The 20023-nt window shown below is 67.7% G+C and carries 20 protein-coding genes; 14 read left to right on the top strand and 6 right to left on the bottom strand.

What is annotated here, in order from left to right:
* Position 1 precedes the first annotated feature (1 nt).
* A complete protein-coding gene (locus ASD87_RS21580) occupies positions 2–631 on the top strand; it encodes a hemolysin III family protein (RefSeq protein WP_056326386.1) in 630 nt (209 codons plus the stop codon).
* A gap of 33 nt (positions 632–664) precedes the next feature.
* Here the strand turns inward: ASD87_RS21580 and ASD87_RS21585 are convergent, their stop codons facing one another.
* A complete protein-coding gene (locus tag ASD87_RS21585; RefSeq protein ID WP_056326389.1) occupies positions 665–1138 on the bottom strand; it encodes an Lrp/AsnC family transcriptional regulator in 474 nt (157 codons plus the stop codon).
* Between the two features lie 138 nt (positions 1139–1276).
* Between ASD87_RS21585 and kynU the strand changes: the two genes are divergently transcribed.
* Positions 1277–2527: a kynureninase gene (gene kynU, locus ASD87_RS21590; protein WP_056326391.1), complete on the top strand. Its 1251-nt coding sequence runs from the start codon at positions 1277–1279 to the stop codon at positions 2525–2527.
* Positions 2528–2604: 77 nt separating this feature from the next.
* Complete coding sequence (locus ASD87_RS21595; protein ID WP_056326392.1) at positions 2605–4011, top strand: amino acid permease; 1407 nt, start codon at positions 2605–2607, stop codon at positions 4009–4011.
* A gap of 83 nt (positions 4012–4094) precedes the next feature.
* Here the strand turns inward: ASD87_RS21595 and ASD87_RS21600 are convergent, their stop codons facing one another.
* The 4 genes from ASD87_RS21600 to ASD87_RS21615 all read right to left on the bottom strand — a co-directional run bounded on the left by ASD87_RS21600 (position 4095) and on the right by ASD87_RS21615 (position 6852).
* Positions 4095–4505 (bottom strand): VOC family protein, encoded by a 411-nt coding sequence (locus tag ASD87_RS21600; RefSeq protein ID WP_056326395.1) that lies wholly within the window; start codon positions 4503–4505, stop codon positions 4095–4097.
* A 69-nt stretch (positions 4506–4574) separates the two neighbouring features.
* Entirely contained in the window at positions 4575–5264 is a 690-nt protein-coding gene (locus ASD87_RS21605) for a YafY family protein (protein WP_056326398.1), read from the bottom strand.
* Between the two features lie 116 nt (positions 5265–5380).
* Positions 5381–6238 (bottom strand): hypothetical protein, encoded by an 858-nt coding sequence (locus tag ASD87_RS21610; RefSeq protein WP_056326400.1) that lies wholly within the window; start codon positions 6236–6238, stop codon positions 5381–5383.
* Between the two features lie 146 nt (positions 6239–6384).
* Positions 6385–6852 (bottom strand): CopD family protein, encoded by a 468-nt coding sequence (locus ASD87_RS21615; RefSeq protein ID WP_056326403.1) that lies wholly within the window; start codon positions 6850–6852, stop codon positions 6385–6387.
* 171 nt (positions 6853–7023) lie between these two features.
* Between ASD87_RS21615 and ASD87_RS21620 the strand changes: the two genes are divergently transcribed.
* From ASD87_RS21620 to ASD87_RS21660, 9 genes are all read left to right on the top strand, one after another.
* Entirely contained in the window at positions 7024–7533 is a 510-nt protein-coding gene (locus ASD87_RS21620; RefSeq protein WP_056326405.1) for a sigma-70 family RNA polymerase sigma factor, read from the top strand.
* Positions 7512–8522, top strand: a complete 1011-nt coding sequence (locus tag ASD87_RS21625; RefSeq protein WP_056326409.1) for a FecR domain-containing protein — start codon at positions 7512–7514, stop codon at positions 8520–8522. Before ASD87_RS21620 ends, ASD87_RS21625 begins: the two co-directional genes overlap by 22 nt.
* 163 nt (positions 8523–8685) lie before the next feature.
* A complete protein-coding gene (locus tag ASD87_RS21630; RefSeq protein ID WP_056326412.1) occupies positions 8686–11310 on the top strand; it encodes a TonB-dependent receptor in 2625 nt (874 codons plus the stop codon).
* A gap of 82 nt (positions 11311–11392) precedes the next feature.
* Entirely contained in the window at positions 11393–12439 is a 1047-nt protein-coding gene (locus ASD87_RS21635; RefSeq protein WP_056326415.1) for a hemin-degrading factor, read from the top strand.
* Positions 12440–12467: 28 nt separating this feature from the next.
* Positions 12468–13310: a hemin ABC transporter substrate-binding protein gene (locus ASD87_RS21640; RefSeq protein WP_056326418.1), complete on the top strand. Its 843-nt coding sequence runs from the start codon at positions 12468–12470 to the stop codon at positions 13308–13310.
* A gap of 22 nt (positions 13311–13332) precedes the next feature.
* Positions 13333–14307 (top strand): iron ABC transporter permease, encoded by a 975-nt coding sequence (locus ASD87_RS21645; protein WP_056326421.1) that lies wholly within the window; start codon positions 13333–13335, stop codon positions 14305–14307.
* Positions 14304–15092, top strand: coding sequence for a heme ABC transporter ATP-binding protein (locus ASD87_RS21650; RefSeq protein ID WP_056326423.1), 789 nt, complete (start codon positions 14304–14306; stop codon positions 15090–15092). The genes ASD87_RS21645 and ASD87_RS21650 overlap by 4 nt, the downstream gene beginning before the upstream one ends.
* A gap of 77 nt (positions 15093–15169) precedes the next feature.
* On the top strand, positions 15170–15652 hold the full coding sequence (locus ASD87_RS21655; protein ID WP_056326426.1) for a YajQ family cyclic di-GMP-binding protein: 483 nt from the start codon (positions 15170–15172) through the stop codon (positions 15650–15652).
* Between the two features lie 17 nt (positions 15653–15669).
* Entirely contained in the window at positions 15670–16575 is a 906-nt protein-coding gene (locus ASD87_RS21660; RefSeq protein ID WP_056326428.1) for a LysR family transcriptional regulator, read from the top strand.
* Positions 16576–16597: 22 nt separating this feature from the next.
* On the opposite strand, the gene ASD87_RS21665 is transcribed toward ASD87_RS21660, so the two are convergent.
* Entirely contained in the window at positions 16598–18043 is a 1446-nt protein-coding gene (locus ASD87_RS21665) for an AlkA N-terminal domain-containing protein (RefSeq protein WP_056326431.1), read from the bottom strand.
* 146 nt (positions 18044–18189) lie between these two features.
* Between ASD87_RS21665 and ogt the strand changes: the two genes are divergently transcribed.
* Both ogt and ASD87_RS21675 read left to right on the top strand, forming a co-directional pair.
* Complete coding sequence (gene ogt / locus ASD87_RS21670) at positions 18190–18756, top strand: methylated-DNA--[protein]-cysteine S-methyltransferase (protein ID WP_056326434.1); 567 nt, start codon at positions 18190–18192, stop codon at positions 18754–18756.
* An 85-nt stretch (positions 18757–18841) separates the two neighbouring features.
* Entirely contained in the window at positions 18842–19927 is a 1086-nt protein-coding gene (locus tag ASD87_RS21675) for a tartrate dehydrogenase (protein ID WP_056326436.1), read from the top strand.
* Positions 19928–20023 lie beyond the last annotated feature (96 nt).

Here is a 20023-nt window from a genome sequence, read left to right on the forward strand (position 1 = left end):
CATGCAGGAAGGCGAACGACTCAATGGCGTGACGCATCTGGCCGGGCTGGCGCTGGCGGTGCTGGCATCCGGCGCACTGATCACGCGCGCGGCCGAGCTGCGGGTGGACACGCGCCAGATCATCAGCTGCGCGGTGTTCGCGGCGTCGATGATCGCGGTGTATGCGTCGTCTTCGCTGTTTCATTGCTCGCGAGGGCGCCGCAAGGAAATGTGGGCAAAGGCGGACCACTGCGCCATCTACCTGCTGATCGCGGGCACGTACACGCCGCTGGCGTTTGGCCCCGTGGACCATCGTTGGGGCGCCGCGATGGGCGTGGCGATCTGGCTGCTGGCCTTCGTGGGCATCAGCCGCGAACTCTGGTGGGCGCGCAACGCGCCGCCCGCCTTGCCGCTGTACCTGGCGATGGGCTGGCTGGGCGTGGCCTTCGCCGCGCCAATCGCGGGGGCGCTGTCGACGGCGGGGCTGACGTGGCTGCTGGCGGGCGCCGCCATCTATACCTGCGGCACGCTGTTCTACGCCAACGACCAGCGCTGGCGGCATGCGCACGGCATCTGGCACCTCTTCGTCATGGCTGGCACGGCCTGCCACTTCGTGACGGTGTTCGGGTTTCTGGAGCACGCGCCGGTATAGCGCGTTCCGGTTGCGGACGCCGGAAGGAAACCGCTATCGCCAAGCCGCCAGCGGCAGCATGCCTTCGCGGTTCTTCACCTTGCGCATGACGATGTGCGAGCACAGATCGCGCATGCCCGGGATCTTGCTGAGCTTGTCTTCGACAAAATTCGAAAACGCAGCCAGGTTGCGCGTGCGCACGGTCAGGATGTAGTTGGACGCGCCCGTGACGATGCAGGCTTCGGTGATCTCGTCGTGCAGCGCGATGCCCGCCATGAATTCCTCGTGCCAGCCGGCGCGCGACTGGTCCAGCGACACATGGACGATGGCCTCCAGCTCGAAGCCCAGTTTTTCGGCGTCCAGCACCGCGCGGTAGCAGCGGATGAGGCCGGCTTCTTCAAGCGCGCGCACGCGCCGCAGACAGGCGGACGGCGACAGCGCCACCTGTTCGGCCAGGTCCTGATTGCTGAGGTGTCCGTCCTCCTGCAGGCGGGCAAGTATGCGCTGGTCTATGGCGTCGATCTGCATGGCGCAATCCAGTTCGAAAAAATGATGGTGAATGCAATTTAATGCGGAAAACTCGGGTAAGTCACGACCGATTTTGCAATTTTTCGGACCGAGTGCGCTGATAGCATGTATCCCGAATCCAGTTGGAAGGAACGGAACATGAACACTCGTGAAGCCTGCGTCAACGCCGATCGCCAGGACCCCCTGGCTGGCGTGAAAGAACAATTCGATCTGCCGCCCGGCGTGCTCTACATGGACGGCAATTCCCTGGGCGTCCTGCCCAAGACCGCCGCCGCCCGCGCCGCGCAGGTCATCGCGGACGAATGGGGCAACGGCCTCATCCGCAGCTGGAACACGGCGGGGTGGTTCGACCTGCCGGCGCGCCTGGGCGACAAGCTGGGCCGCCTGCTGGGCGCGCGCGAGGGCGAACTGGTCGTCACCGACACCACGTCGCTCAACATCTTCAAGGCGCTGGCCGCCGCGCTGCGCATCCAGCAGCACAAACAACCCGCGCGCCGCGTCATCCTGTCCGAGCGCGACAACTTCCCCACCGACCTCTACATGATCCAGGGCATGATCGACCTGCTGCAGCAGGGCTACGAAATGCGCCTGATCGACGACGACCTGCCGCTGGACAAGGCGCTGGACGATTCCGTCGCCGTCATGCTGCTGTCCCACGTCAATTACCGCAGCGGCCAGATGCACGACATGGCCGCCGTGACGGCGAAGGCGCACGAGCGTGGCGCGCTGGCCATCTGGGACCTGGCGCATGCGGCCGGCGCGGTGCCCGTCGACCTGAATGGCGCCAACGCCGACTTCGCCGTGGGCTGCACGTACAAGTACCTGAACGGCGGCCCGGGTTCACCGGCCTTCATCTGGGTCGCGCCGCGCCATACCAAGGATTTCTGGCAGCCGCTGTCCGGCTGGTGGGGACACAGCCGCCCCTTCGACATGGCCGTGGCCTATGAGCCCGCGGGCGGCATCCGCCGCTACCTGTGCGGCACGCAGCCGATCGTGTCGCTGTCGCTGGTCGAGTGCGGCCTGGACGTGGCGCACGCCGCCGGCATGGACGAAGTCCGCAAGAAGTCGCTGGCGCTGGGCGACCTTTTCATCGACCTCGTTGAATCGCGTTGCGCCGGCCACCCGCTGACGCTGGTGACGCCGCGCACGCATGCCGATCGCGGCAGCCACGTGAGCTTTCGCCATCCCAACGGCTTTGAAGTCATGCAGGCATTGATCGCGCGCGGCGTGATCGGCGATTACCGCGAGCCCGAGGTCCTGCGTTTTGGCCTGACGCCGCTGTATTTCGGCTATGCCGATGTGTGGGACGCGGTCGACATCCTGAAGGACGTGCTGGACAACCGGGAATGGGACAAGCCCGAGTTCAAACAGCGGTCCGCCGTGACCTGATCGCCGGAAATCAGGCCTCATCGCGCCGGCCCCGGAGGCCGTACATCCAACAAGAATGCGCAGTACAGGAGGAGACAATGCAACAACAGAAGGGGTTCGGCCAGATCGCCGAACGCGAACAGGGACTCAAGCGCCGGCTGACGTCCGGCCAGATGAGCATGATCGCCATCGGCGGGGCCATCGGAACAGGGCTATTCCTGGGCAGCAAATTCGCCATCGGCTTTGCCGGTCCTAGCGTGCTCATCAGCTATGCCATCGGCGGCGTCATCACGCTGCTGCTCATGGCCTGCCTGGCGGAAATGACGGTCGCGCATTCCACGTCCGGCTCGTTCGGCGCCTACGCCGAGCACTACATCGGCCCGCTTGCGGGCTTTTTGGTGCGTTATGCGTACTGGTCATGTGTGGTGCTGGCGGTGGGCACCGAGGTCACGGCGGTGGCCAAGTACATGGCCTTCTGGTTTCCCAGTGTGCCGGGATGGCAGTGGGTCTGCGTGTTTTCGGCGGCGCTCATCCTCATCAATGCCCTGAGCGTCAAGGCATTCGGCACGATCGAATACTGGTTCTCGACCATCAAGATCAGCGCCATCGTCGGCTTCATCATCCTGGGCGCCTATGTGGTCTGGGGCGATCCGCAGTACGGCACTGCGAACTACACCGCGCATGGCGGGTTTTTTCCGAACGGCGTGTGGGGCATGTGGATCGCGGTCGTGATCTCGATCTTCAGCTATCTGAGCGTCGAGATGATCGCCGTGGCGGCCGGCGAAGCCGAAGACCCGGAACGTGCGGTCAAGCAGGCGTTTCGCGCCACCATCGTCCGGCTGGTCGTGTTCTATCTGCTGACGCTGGCGCTGATTCTGGCCATCGTGCCCTGGAATGAAGCCGGCAAGGACGGCAGCCCCTTCGTGAAGGTGATGCAGGTGCTGGATATTCCGGGGGCGGCGGGCGTCATCAATTTCATCGTGCTGGTGGCTGCGCTGTCGGCCATGAACAGCCAGCTCTACATCACCACGCGCATGATGTTCAGCCTGTCGCGGGCGGGTCACGCGCCATCGGCGATGGGCCGGCTGTCCCGCAACGGCACGCCGCTGAACGCGCTGCTGCTGTCCACCAGCGGCATCGCCATCGCCACGGTGCTGAACGTGCTGTATCCGGAAACGGCCTTCACGCTGATGATGGCGATCTCGATGTTCGGTGCGCTCTTTACCTGGATGATGATCTTCGTGACGCATTACTTCTTTCGCCGCCGCTGGGTGCGTGAGGGCGGCGCGAAGCTGTCATTCCGCATGCCGGGATTTCCGGTGCTGACGCTGCTGGGCGCGGGGGCGATGCTGGCGATTCTGGTGACCACGTACTTCACCAGTGTCTTCAAGCTGACGCTGGTGTTTGGCGTGCCGTTCCTTGTGCTGCTGGCCGCGGCGTATTACCTGCTGTTCAAGAAGCGCGGCGAAGCGGTGGCCATAAGCGCGCGCCGGCAGCGTGCGTGATGCATTATCGGCGGCCGCGCTCAAAGGCGCGGCCGTTTGCCGTCAAGCGGCCGTTTGCGGCCAATACGGCCGCCGAAATGCCTTCAAACGGCGGCGACCGCGCGCTCTGTCCGGACGGCAGCCGGTTCCGGCGCGGGGGCGAATACCCGCAGGCGGTGGCCGTCGGGATCCAGCGCCACAAAGGTGCGGCCAAAGTCCATGTCGGTAGGCGCCTGCAGGATGGGCAGGCCGCGCAGGCTCCAGTCCACATGACGCTGGTTGACCGCGTCGGCATCCGCCACGGTGAATGCCAGTTCGGACGCGCCGCCGCGTCCGGCCGCGGGGGGCGCCACGGTGTAGCGCGACCACAATCCCAGCATTAGTCCGGAGTCGAGCGCAAACAGCGCGAACGTGGGCGAGGACTCGACGGGCGGGCGCTGCAGCAGCGCGCTGTAGAAGGCGGCGCTGGCCTGCGGTTTTTCCACATACAGAATGACGAAATTGGTGTCTGACATGATGCGCTCCAGGGGGGTGATGCGCTCATGATAGGCAGGCGTACTGTCAGATTTTGGCAGTAGTCGATATCAATTCTTGCGGGCCTCGTGATCGAGCGCGCGCCACTCCTTGAGCAGGATGTGGCGGCGCCTGGGATATCGGCCCGCAACCGTCAGCGTCGCGATGCGGTCGGTGCGGAAATGCCGGAAGTCGCCGCGCAATTCGCACCAGGCCATCACCAGCCGCACGCTGTCGAAAAAGCCCAGGGCGAACGGCCAGATGATGCGGTTGGAATCCGCTCCCTTGTCATCGCGGTACGTGATTTCCAGCTTCTGTTCGCCGCGGATCGCCTGGCGGATCAGCGATACGTCCACGCGATCCGTGACGGCCACGGCGCTGGGCGCGACCAGCAGCGGGATGGCGTCGAGCTCGTCGCGCAATTCCTGCGGCAGCACCGCGCCGATCTTGGCCAGCGCATTGCTGGCGGCCAGCCCCAGGCGTTCGTCCGAGCGGCGCGCCACCCAGCGCGTGCCCAGCACCAGCGCCTCGATCTCTTCGGTGCTGAACATCAACGGCGGCAGCATGAAGCCGGGCCGCAGCACGTAGCCCACGCCGGGTTCTCCCTCGATCTCGGCGCCCTGGCATTGCAGGGTGGCGATGTCGCGATACAGCGTGCGCAGGCTGACGCCCATTTCGGCCGCAAGCCGATGGCCGCTGACGGGCAGGCGGTGGCGGCGCAGGGTCTGGAGCAGGTCCAGGAGGCGTTCAGTGCGGGACATGGGGCGGGCGCGGGGCGGACGGCGCAATACTGCCACGAAATGGCAGCAGGCGGGAACAGTTTGCCGCGGATCGTCCCCGACCTTCAACGCCGTTTTCCAGCCCTACCTGCCCGGCCTTAGTTGCGGACCGGCTTGCCCGACGCGACGTCCAGCACCGACCCGTCCTCCAGGCTGATGCGGTAGATCTCGCGCACGACGTTGCCGGCAAAGCCGATCTCCACGATCGAGACGTCCTTGAACGTGGTCTGGATGCCGTCGGGCAGCACGGCGTTGAACTTGTCCGATTCAGCCTTCATGGCTTCCTGCATGCGCGCGTCGTAGGGCGTCATGCTGTAGACCAGCGTGGTGTGCGGGTTGTGCGCGCGCACTTCCTTGCCGTCCTGCACGGTGTTCACGCCGCTTACGCCCAGCGTCTTGACCAGCTCCTTGCCGGCGTCGCTCATCTTGGCGTAGACCGGGCCCGTCACGCGCGGCAGCGGGCCGTCGCGCAGCGGGGCAAGGGCGGCGGTGGCCACGGTGTTGTAGCGCATCATGTCCTCGAAGCCCTGGCCGCTCTTGACCACGCCCAGGTCGAGCCACCACGGATGGCCCGCGCCCTTGGCGGCCTCGGTGGGATAGAAGGTCTTCAGGGTCACGGGCAGCGGTCCGGGCGGCTTGGGCAGCGCCTTGAGCATGCGCGCGGGCGTCTGCGGATCGGCGTTATGGATGTGGACCACGGTCACGTGCGGCAGGTTGGGCGTGTCGGCCTCGGTTTTCAGGCCGAGCGCGATGAGGTCCTGCTTGAGGGTGCCGTTGACCTTGGCGTCCAGGATGGCGTTGACCTCGGCCGGCAGGCGGTAAACCACGCCGTAGGTGGCCTGGTGCGCGCGGAACCCGGGTTGGGCGAGGGCGCTGTTGTCGATGGGCTCGGCGTGGACGGCGCCGGTGGTGGCGAGAAGGCCGATGGCGGCCAGATGCAATGCACGTTTGATCATGGGTGTTCCCTGTTTTTGTGGACGTGACCCGCGAGAGTCATCCGCAGTGTGGCCAACGGGGATGTACGGCGTATTGCACCAAGGCCAAGATTTCCGATGGCAACCGGCAATTGTCCGATCGGTCCGGGGGGCGGCACGCCCCTTCGCTAGCCCAGGAACATGACGCCCACGATGGCGATGCCCAGCAGCAGGTTCACGCCGACCCAGCGCCGGATGCCGGCCATCGCGCGGCCGCCCGCCGGCCAGTCGGACGCCGCCACGGCTGCGGCCAGCCGCTTGTACAGCGCGAAGCGGATGTGGCCGAAGATCGCGATCATCACGATGCCGCCGCTGGCCATCAGCGTCCAGTTCCGGGGCATGAAGAACGCGCCGCCGGTCTGGGCGGCCTGGCTGGCCGACGCGCCGATCATCCAGGCGCCCGTCACCAGAATCAGGACGATGGCCCCCAGCACGGCGTTCAGAAACGGCCCCAGCACCGACGCCATGAGCGGCAACCGCACGGGAGGCTCCAGCTTGGCGGCCGCCGGCCGCAGAAAACAGTGGGCAAAGAGCATGCCGCCCACCCAAAGGATCACGGCCATGACGTGGACGAATTGCAGGACGGCGTAGAGCATGGGGATCAGCCTGTAGAAAGCGGCGCCACGGAAGGCGGCGCGTGTGGTTGGGATGATATATGGCGCGAAGCCGGCGCGCGGACTTGACCTGGATCATGGTTTTGCATTTAGAATGAGATTGATTTCTATTTGTAGTTGTGATTTTTGCAGTTGTGAGTCAGGGAGCCATCCGTGCCGAATTCCGTGCTCGCCTCGGGCGACGCCGTCAACCTGCTGTACCGCGCCCATCACGGATGGCTGCATGGCTGGCTGCGCGCCAAACTGGGCAACAGCTTCGATGCCGCCGATCTTGCGCAGGACACGTTCGTGCGTGTGTTGCGCCACCGGCACGAACTGAATGCGCTGCGTGAACCCCGCGCCTACCTGACCACCATTGCCAAGCGCCTGCTGCTGAACCACCATCGCCGCCGCTCGGTCGAGCAGGCGTACATGGAGGCGCTGGCGCTGATGCCCGAGGCGCTGGCGCCGTCCGCGGAGCAGCGTCTCATCATCCTGGAAACGCTGCAGGAGATCGAAGAAATGCTGGCCGGCCTGTCGCTGCCCGCCCGCCAGGCGTTCCTGATGGCGCAGCTGGAGGGGCTGAGCCACGCCGAGATCGCCAGCCGGCTCGATGTGTCGCTGCGCACGGTGCACCGCTACATCACCAAGGGACTCGAGCAATGCATCATGGCGGTGATGTGAGCGCGCAGGCCGATCCGGCGGGCGAGCTGCCTGCCGTCGAACGCAATGTCGCGCGCGAGGCCGCGCGCTGGCTGCTGCGCCTGAGCTCGGAACGCGCCACCGACGCCGACGTCCATGCCTGCGCCCAATGGCGCGCCAGCAAGGCCGAGCACGAACATGCCTGGCAGCGGGCGCAACGCGTGAATGCGCGCTTCGGGCTGATTCCGTCGGCGCTGGGCATGGCGGCGCTGAATCGCCCGGATCTGAAGTCCCGCCGCGCCGCCGTCAAGACGCTGATCGCCCTGATCGTGGCGGGGCCGGCAGGCTGGGCCGCATGGCGGGCCGATCCCCTGGACTGGCGCGCGGACTACCGCAGCGCCGCGGGCGAGCGGCGGGACGTGGTGCTGGCCGACGGGTCGACGCTGCATCTGAACACCTCCAGCGCCGTCGACGTGCTGTTTGACGACGCGACGCGGCTGTTGCGCTTGCGCGGCGGCGAGATCGCCGTGCACGCGGTGGCCGATCCCGCCAGCCATCCGCGCCCGTTCATCGTGCGCACGCGGCTGGGCGATATCGAAGCCCAGGCCTCGCGCTTCTGCGTGCGCCAGGAGGGTGGACGCTGCCGGCTCAGCGTGCAGGAAGGGCGCGTGCGCGTCGCCAGCAGCGGGCAGCCAGGGCATTACGTCGACGTGTCTGCCGGCGAGCAGAGCCAGCTGTCGCCCGGGTCCGTGGCCGTGGCCACGCCCGCGGACCCGCACGCCAGCGACTGGCTGCGCGGCGTGCTGTACGCCAACGCGTTGCGGCTGGATGCCTTCGCGGCCGAACTGGGCCGCTACCGCCAGGGCATCGTGCGCTGCGATCCCGACATCGCGCACCTGCGCATTTCTGGCGCCTTCCAGTTGCACGACACCGATGCGGTGCTCGCCGCGCTGCCCGCGACCTTGCCCGTGCAGGTGCGTTACCGCACGCCGTATTGGGTGACGATCCTGCCGCGCGACGCCGCGGCATGAGGCCGGGCGAAGACATGACAGGCCGCTCGCGGGTCGTGTTGGCGGGCGCGATTTTCCGCGCACCGAAATTTTTTCGCACATTGTTGTCCGGTTTTGAATTCACGAGGGTCATGGTCTGTATGGGCACACAGATGCCGATACCTGTTGGATCGAAAGGACGACCATGGCTTACTACCCCGCCGGCCGCGCAAGCGGCTCCCGATCAGCCCGAGGCGCGCAATGCCGGCTGACCCGTCTGACCGCCGCCGTGCACGCGGCGCTGGCCTTGTGCGCGGCATCCGCCGCGATGCTGCCGATGTCCGCCGCGCAGGCGCAGGGCGCCGCGGCGGCGCAGGCCGGCATGCGCGGCTACAGCATCCCGGCCGGGGCGCTGGCGGATGCGTTGCCGCGCTTTGCGGACAGCGCCGGCGTGACCGTGCTGTTCGATGCGGCGCTGGTGGGTCAGCGGCGCACTGCGGGATTGCAGGGGGCCTATTCCGTGCATGAGGGGTTCTCGCGTCTGCTGGCCGGCAGCGGACTGGGCGTGCAGGAACGCAGCGCGGGCGTCTTCGTGTTGCAAGCGCTGCCGCAGGGCGGCGTGACGCAGCTTGCGCCGGTGCGGATCGACGGCGAAGCCGCCGTCGTCACGCCGGCCTGGGACACCAGCACCGACCGTCGTCGCCTGGACGATCTGCAGATCCGGAACTGGACCGACCTGGGCCGGCGCGCCGAACCGGGCGTGAACTTCAATCGCACGACCAACAGCATCAACATCCGCGGCCTGGACCAGGACCGCGTGCTGACCCGCGTGGACGGCATCCGCCTGCCGTGGCTGGACGACGGCGCGCGCGGCGTGAAGGGCGGCCTGGAGGCCGTGGACTTCAACAGCCTGTCGCGCCTGGATATCGTGCGCGGCGCGGACGCGACCGGCGGCGGCTCCGGCGCCATCTCGGGCATCGCTGACCTGCACACGCTGAACCCCGCGGACTTGCTGAGCGGCGGCAAGACCTTCGGCGCGCTGGCCAAGACCGACTTCGACTCCGCGGACAACAGCTGGGGCGCCAACGCCGCGCTGGCCCGGCAGATCCACAGCAACACGTTCTGGCTGGTGCAGGCGGGTGTGCGCAACGGTCACGAGCTGGACAACCGGGGCGACGTCGGCGGCTACGGCGCCAAGCGCAGCGAGCCCAGCCCCGAAGATTACGACCAGCGCAGCTTCCTGATGAAGCTGCAGCAACGGGTGGACGGCGCGCATCTGTTCGGCCTGACGGGCGAATACTTCAAGCGCAATGCCGACATCGACAACATGTGGGAGCAAGGCCCCGGCACCAGCTACCTCATCGGCGAAAACAGCACGCGCAAGGAAACCGAGCGCGAGCGGGTGTCGTTCGACTACACGTACACGGCGCCGGACTCGGGCGGCCTCATCGACACGGCCCACGCCGTCGTGTACTGGCAGCGCGTGCGCCTGGACAACTCGCTCACCGGCATCCGCGGCGTCGACGCGCGTGCTCGCATTATTCCGGGCGATCCGTTCCGCTACGGCTTTCCCAACGGGCCGTATGGCCGCAGCAACTCGATCCAGCAGACGCTCTTTGGCGCCAGCACGGAATTGACCAAGCGCATCGCGGGCGCGTCGGTGTCGCAACTGTGGTCTTTCGGCGGCGAGTGGTACGGCAACAAGACCGAGCAGAACTCCAGCGGCTATGACAATTGCCCGGTGATCCGTCCGGGCACACCCGCGCCGTTCGGTCCGCGTGCGTGCGACATGCTGCACACCAACCAGGCCGACGTGCCGCAGTCCAAGGGCGACCAGTGGGCGCTGTGGGTGCAGGACGAGATCAGCTTTGCCGACGGGCGCTACACGCTGGCCCCCGCCTTGCGCTACGACCACTACGAGCAACGGCCGCAATCCACGGCCGGCTACGAAAGCAATCCCAACGCGGGCGCGCTGCCGCCCAGCAACAGCGGCAGCCGCTTCTCGCCCAAGCTGCTGGCCACATGGCGGGCGGCCGAGCAGCTCAGCCTCTATGCGCAGTACGCCTACGGCTTCAAGGCGCCCAGCGCCACGCAGCTCTACACCAACTATGGCGGCCCGGGCACGTATCTGCGCGTGGGCAATCCGTACCTGAAACCGGAGACCAGCAAGGGCTGGGAGTTGGGCGCCAAGATGGGGTCCGACGACCTGGGCGGTGCAGTATCGTTCTTTGATAATCGCTATCAGAACTTCATCGATGGCGATGTGCCGCTCAACGCCAGTTCGCCGCAGTGGCAGGCGGGCTGGGCAGGGCAGTATCCGTTGGGGGTGACGGGCAACGTCAACCGCGCCAAGGTCCGCATCTACGGCGCAGAGGCAAGCGCGCACTGGAAGTTCGCGCCGGGCTGGCGCACGTGGGGTTCGCTGGCGTGGGCAGTGGGCAAGGACGAGGGCACGGGGCAGTACCTGAATTCCGTGGCGCCGCTGAAGGCGGTGCTGGGTTTGGGGTATGGCCGCGACGTGTGGGGCGTGGACGCCATGCTGACCACGGCGATGCAGCGCAACAAGGTCGAGTACCCCGAGGCGTCGGCCGACGCGCCCAACCCCGACTTCAAGGCGCCGGGCTACGGCGTGGTCGATCTGATGGGCTACTGGCGTCCGGCCGCGGTGAAGGGCTTGCAGGTGCAGGCGGGCGTTTTCAACCTGTTCGACAAGAAGTACTGGGAGGCCATCAACGTGCCGACCGCTGGCGCCACCGCGATTCCGCGCCCGGTGGACTGGTACACGGAACCGGGACGCAGCGTGCGCGTCTCGCTGACGTATCAATATTGAGTTCGGTCCGCCGCCATTCGGCGCTGACCGGACCCGGCGGCGGTTTTCAGCAATGTGTTTTGCACTGGCCGGAGGGCCTACGATGACGACTACCGATTTCACCACCCGCGCGCAAGCACTGCGCGCTCGCAACGAGGCGCTGGCCGCCTCGCAACCCGGGCTGCGCGCCCGCAATCTGGCGCAAGCCCTTGGCGTGTCCGAGGCCGAATGGGTGGCCGCGGGCTGTGGCGGCGTGCAGGCGACGGCGCTCATTGGCACGCCGCAGGAGATCTTCCGCGAGCTGGGCACGCTGGGCGAAGTCATGGCGCTGACGCGCAACGACTGGTGTGTGCACGAGCGCCACGGCCGGTATGAGGACATCCAGGCCGACGGTCCGGTAGGCCTGGTGCTGGGGCTGGACATCGACCTGCGCGTTTTCTTTACCGCCTGGAAGTCGGCCTGGTCGGTCGAGCAGGACGGCCGCCGCAGCCTGCAATTCTTCGACGGCGCGGGCGTGGCGGTGCACAAGGTCTACCGCACCGACGGCACGGATGCCGCCGCATGGGACGCGCTGGTTGCGCGATTTGCGGGCCAGGCGCAGTGGCCCGTCACGCAAGCCTACGCGCCGCCGTCGGACGCCGCGCAGGTCGAGGACGCGCAAGCGTGGCGCGAGGCCTGGCTGGCCATGAAGGACACGCACGAGTTCTTCCCGCTCCTGCGCAAGTTCAAGGTGTCGCGCCTGGCGGCGCTGTCGGCTGCGGGCGAAGACCTGGCGCAGCCGGTGCCGGCCGACGCCGTCGAGCGCATGCTGCAGGCCGCCTCGGAATCGGGCCTGCGCATCATGTGCTTCGTGGGCAACCGAGGCATGATCCAGATCCATTCTGGACCGGTGCAGTCGCTGCGCCGCACTGGGCCGTGGTTCAACGTGCTGGATCCCAAGTTCAACCTGCACCTGGACACCACCGCGATCGCCTCGGCGTGGGTGGTCAACAAGCCCACGACGGACGGTTGGGTCACCTCGCTGGAGGTGTATGCCAGCACGGGCGACCTGATCGTGCAGTTCTTTGGCGAACGCAAGCCCGGCCAGCCGGAAATCCCGCAATGGCGCGAACTGATGGTCGGCCTGTGCAGCGCGCCGCTGGCCGCTTGAGCCCCGAGCGCATAAGGAAACGAAAGCGATGAAGAAATGGTTGGCAGTGGCGGCCTGGTTACTGGCGGCGGGCGCGCACGCGGCGCCGCCCGAACGGGTGGCGACGCGGGTGGTGACGCTGGGCGGCAGCGTGACCGAGATCGTGTATCAGCTCGGGCAGGGCGGCAAGCTGGTGGGGGACGATCTGTCCAGCCTGTACCCCGAGGCTGCGACCAAGCTGCCGCGCGTCGGCTATTACCGCGCGGTGCCGGTGGAAGGCGTGCTGGCGCTCAAGCCGGATCTGGTCCTGGCGTCCGAGCAGGCCGGCCCGCCCGATGCGCTCAAGCGTCTGGGCGACGTCGGCGTGCGCATCGTCACGGTGCCGGACGCGCCGTCTGTGGACTCGCTGAAGGCCCGCATCCGCAACATCGCGGAGGCGCTGGACGTGGCCCCGGCCGGCGACGCGCTGGTGACCGAGATCACGCGCGACCTGAAGGCGGTTGAGGCGATTCCGGCCACCGGCGCCCGCGCGATCCTGGTCATCAACCGCACGGGCACGCTGCAAGGCGCCGGGGGCGGCACGGCGGCCAACGAGGTCATGACGATGGCGGGCCTGGCCAATGTGCTCAAGGACCAGCACGGCTACAAGCCGCTCTCGGCCGAGGCCGTCAGCGCGCTGGCGCCGGAGATCATCGTGGTGACGCGGACGTCGCTGGAAGCGTCCGGCGGTGTGGATAAGCTGCTGGCGCTGCCCGGCCTGGCCTCCACGCCCGCCGCGGCGCGCAAGCGCGTCATTGTCATGGACGACCTGCTCCTCTTGGGCATGGGCCCGCGCCTGCCGCTGGCGCTGACCGAACTCAAGCGGGAGGCGGCCAGTGTCATGGGGCGCTAGCGCAAGGCGCGTCTCGGCACTGATGGCGCTGGCTGTGCTGGGCGCCGTGCTGGTGGGGGTGGCACTGGCCGCCAGCGCAAGCGGCGCAGTGCAGATTCCGCTGCGCGACATGCCGGCGCTGCTGTTTGGCAATCCCGCGCCGGACGATGCGCTATGGCGCAATGTCCTGATCGACATCCGGCTGCCGCGGGTGCTGTTTGCCATGGTGGCGGGCGCGGCGCTGGCCATATCGGGCGCGGCGATGCAGGCGCTTTTTCGCAATCCGCTGGCCGAGCCCGGCCTCATCGGCATTTCGGCGGGCGGATCGCTGGGCGCGGTGGCCGCCATCGTGCTGACCGCGGGCGGCTTCTGGGTGTTGGCGCCGGCGGCCTTTGCGGGCAGTCTGCTCGCCACCTTCTGCGCGTACACGCTGGGCCGGCGCGTGCCCGGCATGGCGGGACTGCTGCTGGCGGGCATCGCCATCAACGCGGTGGCGGGCGCGATGATTGGCCTGTTCACGTTCGTGGCCAACGATGCGCAACTGCGCGACCTCACGTTCTGGACCATGGGCAGCCTGGCCGGCGCCAACTGGACGCTGCTGGCTTTTCTTGGGCCGTGGGTGCTGGCGATGTCCTGGTGGCTGATGCGCCAGTGGCGGGTGATGAACGCGTTGCTGCTGGGCGAGCGTGAAGCGCAGCATCTGGGTTATGCGCTCAAGCGGGTCAGGGCACAACTGGTGCTGGCCTGCGCGCTGATCGTGGGCCCGCTGGTCGCCGCCACCGGCGGCATCGGCTTCGTGGGCCTGGTCGTGCCGCATCTGGTGCGCATGACCTTGGGCGCCAACCACCGCTGGCTGCTGCCCGCGTGCGTGCTGGGCGGCGCGCTGGCGCTGACGCTGGCTGATTGGCTGGCGCGCGTGGCCGTCGTGCCGGCCGAACTGCCGATCGGGCTGGTGACTAGCCTGGTGGGCGGCCCCTTTTTCTTGTGGCTGCTGGCGCGCGGCCGGAGGCATGGATGATGCTCGCGGCCGATGAGTTGGTGTTGACGCGCGGGGGCAGCCGCATCCTGGACAAGGTGTCGCTGGCGGTGCGGCCGGGCGAAGTGGTGGGCCTGCTGGGCGCCAACGGCGCGGGCAAGTCGACGCTGCTGGGGGCAATGTCGTCCGAACTGGCGCCCGATTCGGGCAGGGTCCGGCTGGGCGATGCCGACGTGCGGCGGCTGGCGCACCGCCAGCAGGCCCGCTTGCGCGCGGTGCTGCCGCAAAAACCAGGGCTCAGTTTCGATCTGGCCGTGCGCGAGGTGGTGGGGATGGGCGCCTATCCGTTTCCGGAGCTATCGCCCGCCCAGGTGGACGCGCTGGTGGAGCAGGCGCTGGGCTGGGCCGACGTGGCGCATCTGCGCGCGCGCCGTTACCCCGAGCTGTCTGGCGGCGAGCAGCAGCGCGTGCAATTCGCCCGGGTGCTGGTGCAGTGCAAGGCGGCGCGCGGGCAGGGCGAACCGCGCTATCTGCTGCTGGACGAACCCACCGCCAGCCTGGACCCCAAGCACCAGGGGGATCTCCTGCGCGTGGCGGCAGGCCTGGCCCACGCCGGCGATACAGGGGTACTGGTGATCCTGCACGACATGAATCTGGCGGCGCGCTGGTGCGACCGCCTGTTGCTGCTGTGCGGCGGCCGCGCCATTGCGGCGGGCACGCCGGCGCAGGTGCTGACCCCGCGGAACCTGTTCCTGGCCTACGGCATCGACGCCCACGTCATGCCGCATCCCTTGCAACCCGAGCGCCTGCTGGTGGTGATGGCATGACGGCGTGACGCCGCGCGCGAGGCCGGTAAAATGGCGGGCATTGCATTTTTCCGCCAATTTTCACAGGATCCCGTGTCATGCCTACTTTTGACGTCGTCTCCGAAGTCGACAAACACGAACTGGCCAACGCCGTCGACCAGGCCAACCGCGAACTGGCCACGCGCTTCGATTTCAAGGGCACGGACGCCAAGTTCGAACTCGAAGGCTTCGTCGTGACCCAGGTCGCGTCCAGCGCGTTCCAGCTCAAGCAGATGCTGGACATCCTGCGCGGCCGCCTGTCTGCCCGCGGCATCGACGTGCGCTGCCTGGATGTGGCCGACCCGCTCGAAAACCTGGGCGGCGCCCGCCAGAAGGTCACGATCAAGCAGGGCATCGAGCAGCCCGTGGCCAAGAAGCTCATCGCTGCCATCAAGAACGCCAAGCTCAAGGTCGAATCGCAGATCAACGGCGACAAGCTGCGCATCTCCGGCAAGAAGCGCGATGACCTGCAGACCGCCATCGCGCTGCTGAAAAAGACCGACGTCGACCTGCCGCTGCAGTTCGAGAACTTCCGCGACTGAGCGGCCGGTCCACGCCGATGGGCCATTCCGGCGAGCTGCTTCTTGTCGTGGAACTTGCGCGCGCGGGCGGCATGTCGGCCGCGGCGCGCGAGCTTGACGTCACGCCCGCCGCGGTCAGCAAGCGCCTCGCGCAGATCGAGGCGCGGCTGGGCGTGCGGCTGTTCAACCGCAGCACGCGGCGCCTGAGCCTTACCGCCGAGGGCGAGGTTTACCTGGAAAATGCCCGCCGCATCCTGGGTGAAATCGACGATCTGGATGCGCTCATCGCCAGCCGGCAGGCCGCGCCGCGCGGGCTGCTCAAGGTCAATGCGCCGCTCGGTTTCGGGCGCAGTTACATCGCGCCCGCCATCGCGGAATTCGCGCAGAAATACCCCGAGGTCTCGCTGCAATTGCAGCTGACCGACCGGCCCGCCGACTTCGTGCGCGAGGCCTTCGACGTCGCCGTGCGCTTCGGCGATCTACCCGACACCAGCCTGATCGCGCGCAAGATAGCGCCCAATCGGCGCCTGGTCTGCGCGTCGCCCGGCTATCTGAAAAAACACGGCACGCCGGCCACGCCGCACGACCTGGCGCGGCATCAATGCATCGTGCTGCGCCAGAACGAGGCGGCCTATGGCCTGTGGCGGTTCACCCGCGGCCGGCGCAGCGAAACCGTGAAGGTGCGCGGCAATCTCAGCAGCAACGACGGCGAGGTCACGCTGACCTGGGGGCTGGCGGGCCTGGGTATCCTGCAACGCGCCGAATGGGATCTGGCCCGCTACCTGCGCAGCGGCCGGCTGGTGCAGGTGCTGGAAGACTATGCGCTGCCGCAGGCGGACATCTACGCGGTGTTCCCCGAACGGCATCACCTGTCCGCCAAGGTGCGCGTGTTTGTGGACTTTCTGGTGGCGTATTTTGGCGAAGGCTCGGAGGGGCGTTGGTGAAGACCGGCCGCCCGTGCCGGGGTCAGGCCGTCCAAAGGTGCTGCGCCGCATAGGCGCGCCACGGCCGCCAGGCCTCGGACCGCGCCAGCAGCTGTGCGGGGGTGTAGGGCCGGGATTCCAGCTTTTCCAGTGCGCGGATCAGGCCGATGTCCGCATGCGGAAACGCATCCGGTTCGCGCAGTTGCCGGAGCGCGATGTACTGCGCCGTCCATTCCCCCACGCCGCGTATCGTGCGCAGCCGCCGCACCGCGTCTTCCAGATCGACGGCGGCGTCAAAGAGATGCGGATCCGCGACGGCGGCTGCGGCCACCGCCGACAACGTCGCCGCGCGGCTGCGCGGCATGCCCAGCGATGCCAGCTCGGCAGCGGCCACTGTTGCGGGCTCGGGGAACACATGGGTCAGCGCACCGTCCGGTTGCGTCAGCGGCGCGCCGTGCGCCGCCACCAGCTTGCCGGCCAGCCGGATGGCCGCGGCCACCGTGATCTGTTGGCCCAGCACCGCTCGCATGGCGAGTTCAAACCCGTCCCACGCGCCCGGCACGCGCAAACCCGGCCGCGCCTGCATCAGCCCCGTCATGACCGGATCGGCGGCAAACTGCGCGGCAATGGCCGTGGGGTCGCTGGCCAGATCAAAGACGCGGCGCAGGCGCGCAATGATCGCGGGCAGCGATTGCAGGCGGGGAAAGCGCACCGTCACGTGCAGCGCGTCGCCGGCGCCCGGCCGGACCGTGACCGTGCCCTGCGCGCCGTCCAGATTAATGGTGCGCGCATAGGTGTCGCCGGTCACGGATTCCACCCCCGGGATGGCGCGCAGCCGCAGGAAGGCCAGCATGGCTTCCCAGTCGTAGGGCGGGCGATAACGCAGCAACAGCTTGATTTCTCCGTCCCGTCCCGCGGGCACTTCCGGCTTGCCTGAACGCCGCAATTCGCCGGGCGCGCGGCCGAACAGGTCCAGGAACACCTCGTTGAAGCGGCGGATGCTGCCGAAGCCGGCGGCGAACGCGATCTCAGCCATGGGAAGCTGCGTTTCGTGGATGAGCTGCTTGGCCAGCAGCACGCGGCGCGTCTGTGCGAACGCGACGGGCGAGGCCCCCAGATGCTGGCGGAATTGGCGGCGCAACTGCCGTTCGCCGATGCCCAGGCGCTGCGCCAGCACATCGACGCCGGCCTCGTCCAGCGCGCCCAGTTCGATGCGCTGCAGCGCGCGCGTCACGCTGGCCGGCAGTTCGTGGCCAGGGCCCAGTTCGGGCGCCGTTTCGGGACGGCAGCGCAGGCACGGGTGGAAACCCGCCTCTTGCGCGGCCGCGGCGGTCGAGAAGAACGTGACGTTCTTGGACAGGGGCGTGCGCGCCGGACAGACCGGCCGGCAGTAGATGCGCGTGGTTTTCACGGCCGTGAAGAAGCGGCCGTCGTAGCGGGCGTCGCGCACCTGGATGGCGCTGTAGCAGGCATCGTGGTTCAGGTTCATGAGGCGATGCTAACGCCGCCGGGCGGACAAGATCTAGCGGATTTCGGACGGGGATGTGAATGTCACACAGCTGTCCGAAAATCGCCAGCGCAGGGTTTGGCGGCAGGTCTATATTGGCGGCTTGCACACCTTTGCGGAGCGGCATCATGCCGGTACACACCTTTCTGCTCGAACGCGTGTCCACGCCCATCGGCCGGATGCTCGTGCTGACGGATGCGCAGGACCACCTGCGCGCCGTGGACTGGGAGGACTACGAATCCCGCATGCATCTGCTGTTGCAGCGCCAGTATGGCCGGGACGCGGTGCAACTGCAGAGCGCCGCGCAGCCCTCGCAGGCTAGCCGCGCGCTGCAAGCGTATTTCGACGGCGATGTGGACGCCATCTCGGATCTTCCGGTCGCCTTTGGCGGCACGCCGTTTCAGCAGCAGGTCTGGCGCGCGCTGCGCGGCATCGACGGCGGCTGCACCATCAGCTACGGCACGCTTGCGGCGCGGATCGCGCGGCCCACGGCGGTGCGCGCGGTCGGGCTGGCCAATGGCGCCAATCCGGTGGGCATCGTGATTCCATGCCACCGCGTGATCGGCGCCAACGCCGCGCTGACCGGGTACGGCGGCGGCCTGGCCCGCAAGCGCTGGCTGCTGGCGCACGAGGCGGGCTGGCGCAGCGCGCAGCCGTCGGCCGCGGCCGTGCGGGCACTTTCAACTTCAGGTTGAAAATGTTGTGAATCTGGGCGCGTGCGCCACGCGCCGCGCTCGGTAAAGTGCCAGCAGCATTCACCCCGCACGGAGCGCTGGCACCATGAAGACCTATCGCATTGCAACCATCCCCGGCGACGGCATCGGCAAGGAAGTGATTCCCGCCGGGCAGCGCGTCATGCAGGAACTGGCGGCCCAGGGCGGGCTGCGTTTCGAGTTCCAGGATTTCGACTGGGGCGGGGACTATTACCGCAAGCATGGCGTCATGATGCCGGCCGACGGGCTGGACGCGCTGCGCGACAAGGACGCGATCCTGTTCGGTTCGGCGGGCGACCCCGACATCGCCGATCACATCACGCTGTGGGGCCTGCGCCTGAAGATCTGCCAGGGCTTTGATCAGTACGCGAACGTGCGTCCCACGCGCATCCTGCCGGGCATCGACGCGCCGCTCAAGCGCTGCACGCCTGAACAGCTGAACTGGGTGATCGTGCGCGAGAACTCTGAAGGCGAATACTCCGGCGTGGGCGGCCGCGTGCATCAGGGCCATCCCATCGAGGCCGCGACCGACGTATCGATCATGACGCGCGCTGGCGTCGAGCGCATCCTGCGCTTTGCGTTCAAGCTGGCGCAGTCGCGGCCGCGCAAGCTGTTGACCGTCGTCACCAAGTCCAACGCGCAGCGCCATGCCATGGTGATGTGGGACGAGATCGCCGTGCAGGTCAGCCGCGAGTTTCCGGACGTGACATGGGACAAGGAACTGGTCGATGCCGCCACCGCGCGCATGGTCAACCGCCCCGCGTCGCTGGACACCATCGTTGCCACCAACCTGCACGCCGACATCCTGAGCGACCTGGCGGCGGCGCTGGCCGGCAGCCTGGGCATCGCGCCCACCGGCAACATCGATCCCGAACGCCGCTATCCGTCGATGTTCGAACCCATCCACGGCTCGGCCTTCGACATCATGGGCAAGGGCCTGGCCAATCCGGTCGGAACATTCTGGTCGGTGGTGATGCTGCTGGAGCACCTGGGCGAAACCGAAGCGGCTGCACGGCTGATGCAGGCCATTGAAAGCGTCACCGCCGATCCCGCGCTGCACACCGGCGACCTGGGCGGCCGCGCGACGACCGAGCAGGTGACCAACGCAGTATGCAAAAAGCTGTCCGAATCGGCGCAGGCCAAGGCGGCGTAGCGGGATTCCGGGTGCAGGTACGAGGACATCAGATCCGACGCCTGCGGCGGCCAACACAACAACAAGCGAAGCTCATTCGTAGTCAGGAGACAAATC

Origin of the sequence: Achromobacter sp. Root170, assembly GCF_001428165.1 — a bacterium.
GTDB classification, from domain to species: Bacteria; Pseudomonadota; Gammaproteobacteria; order Burkholderiales; family Burkholderiaceae_B; genus Achromobacter; species Achromobacter mucicolens.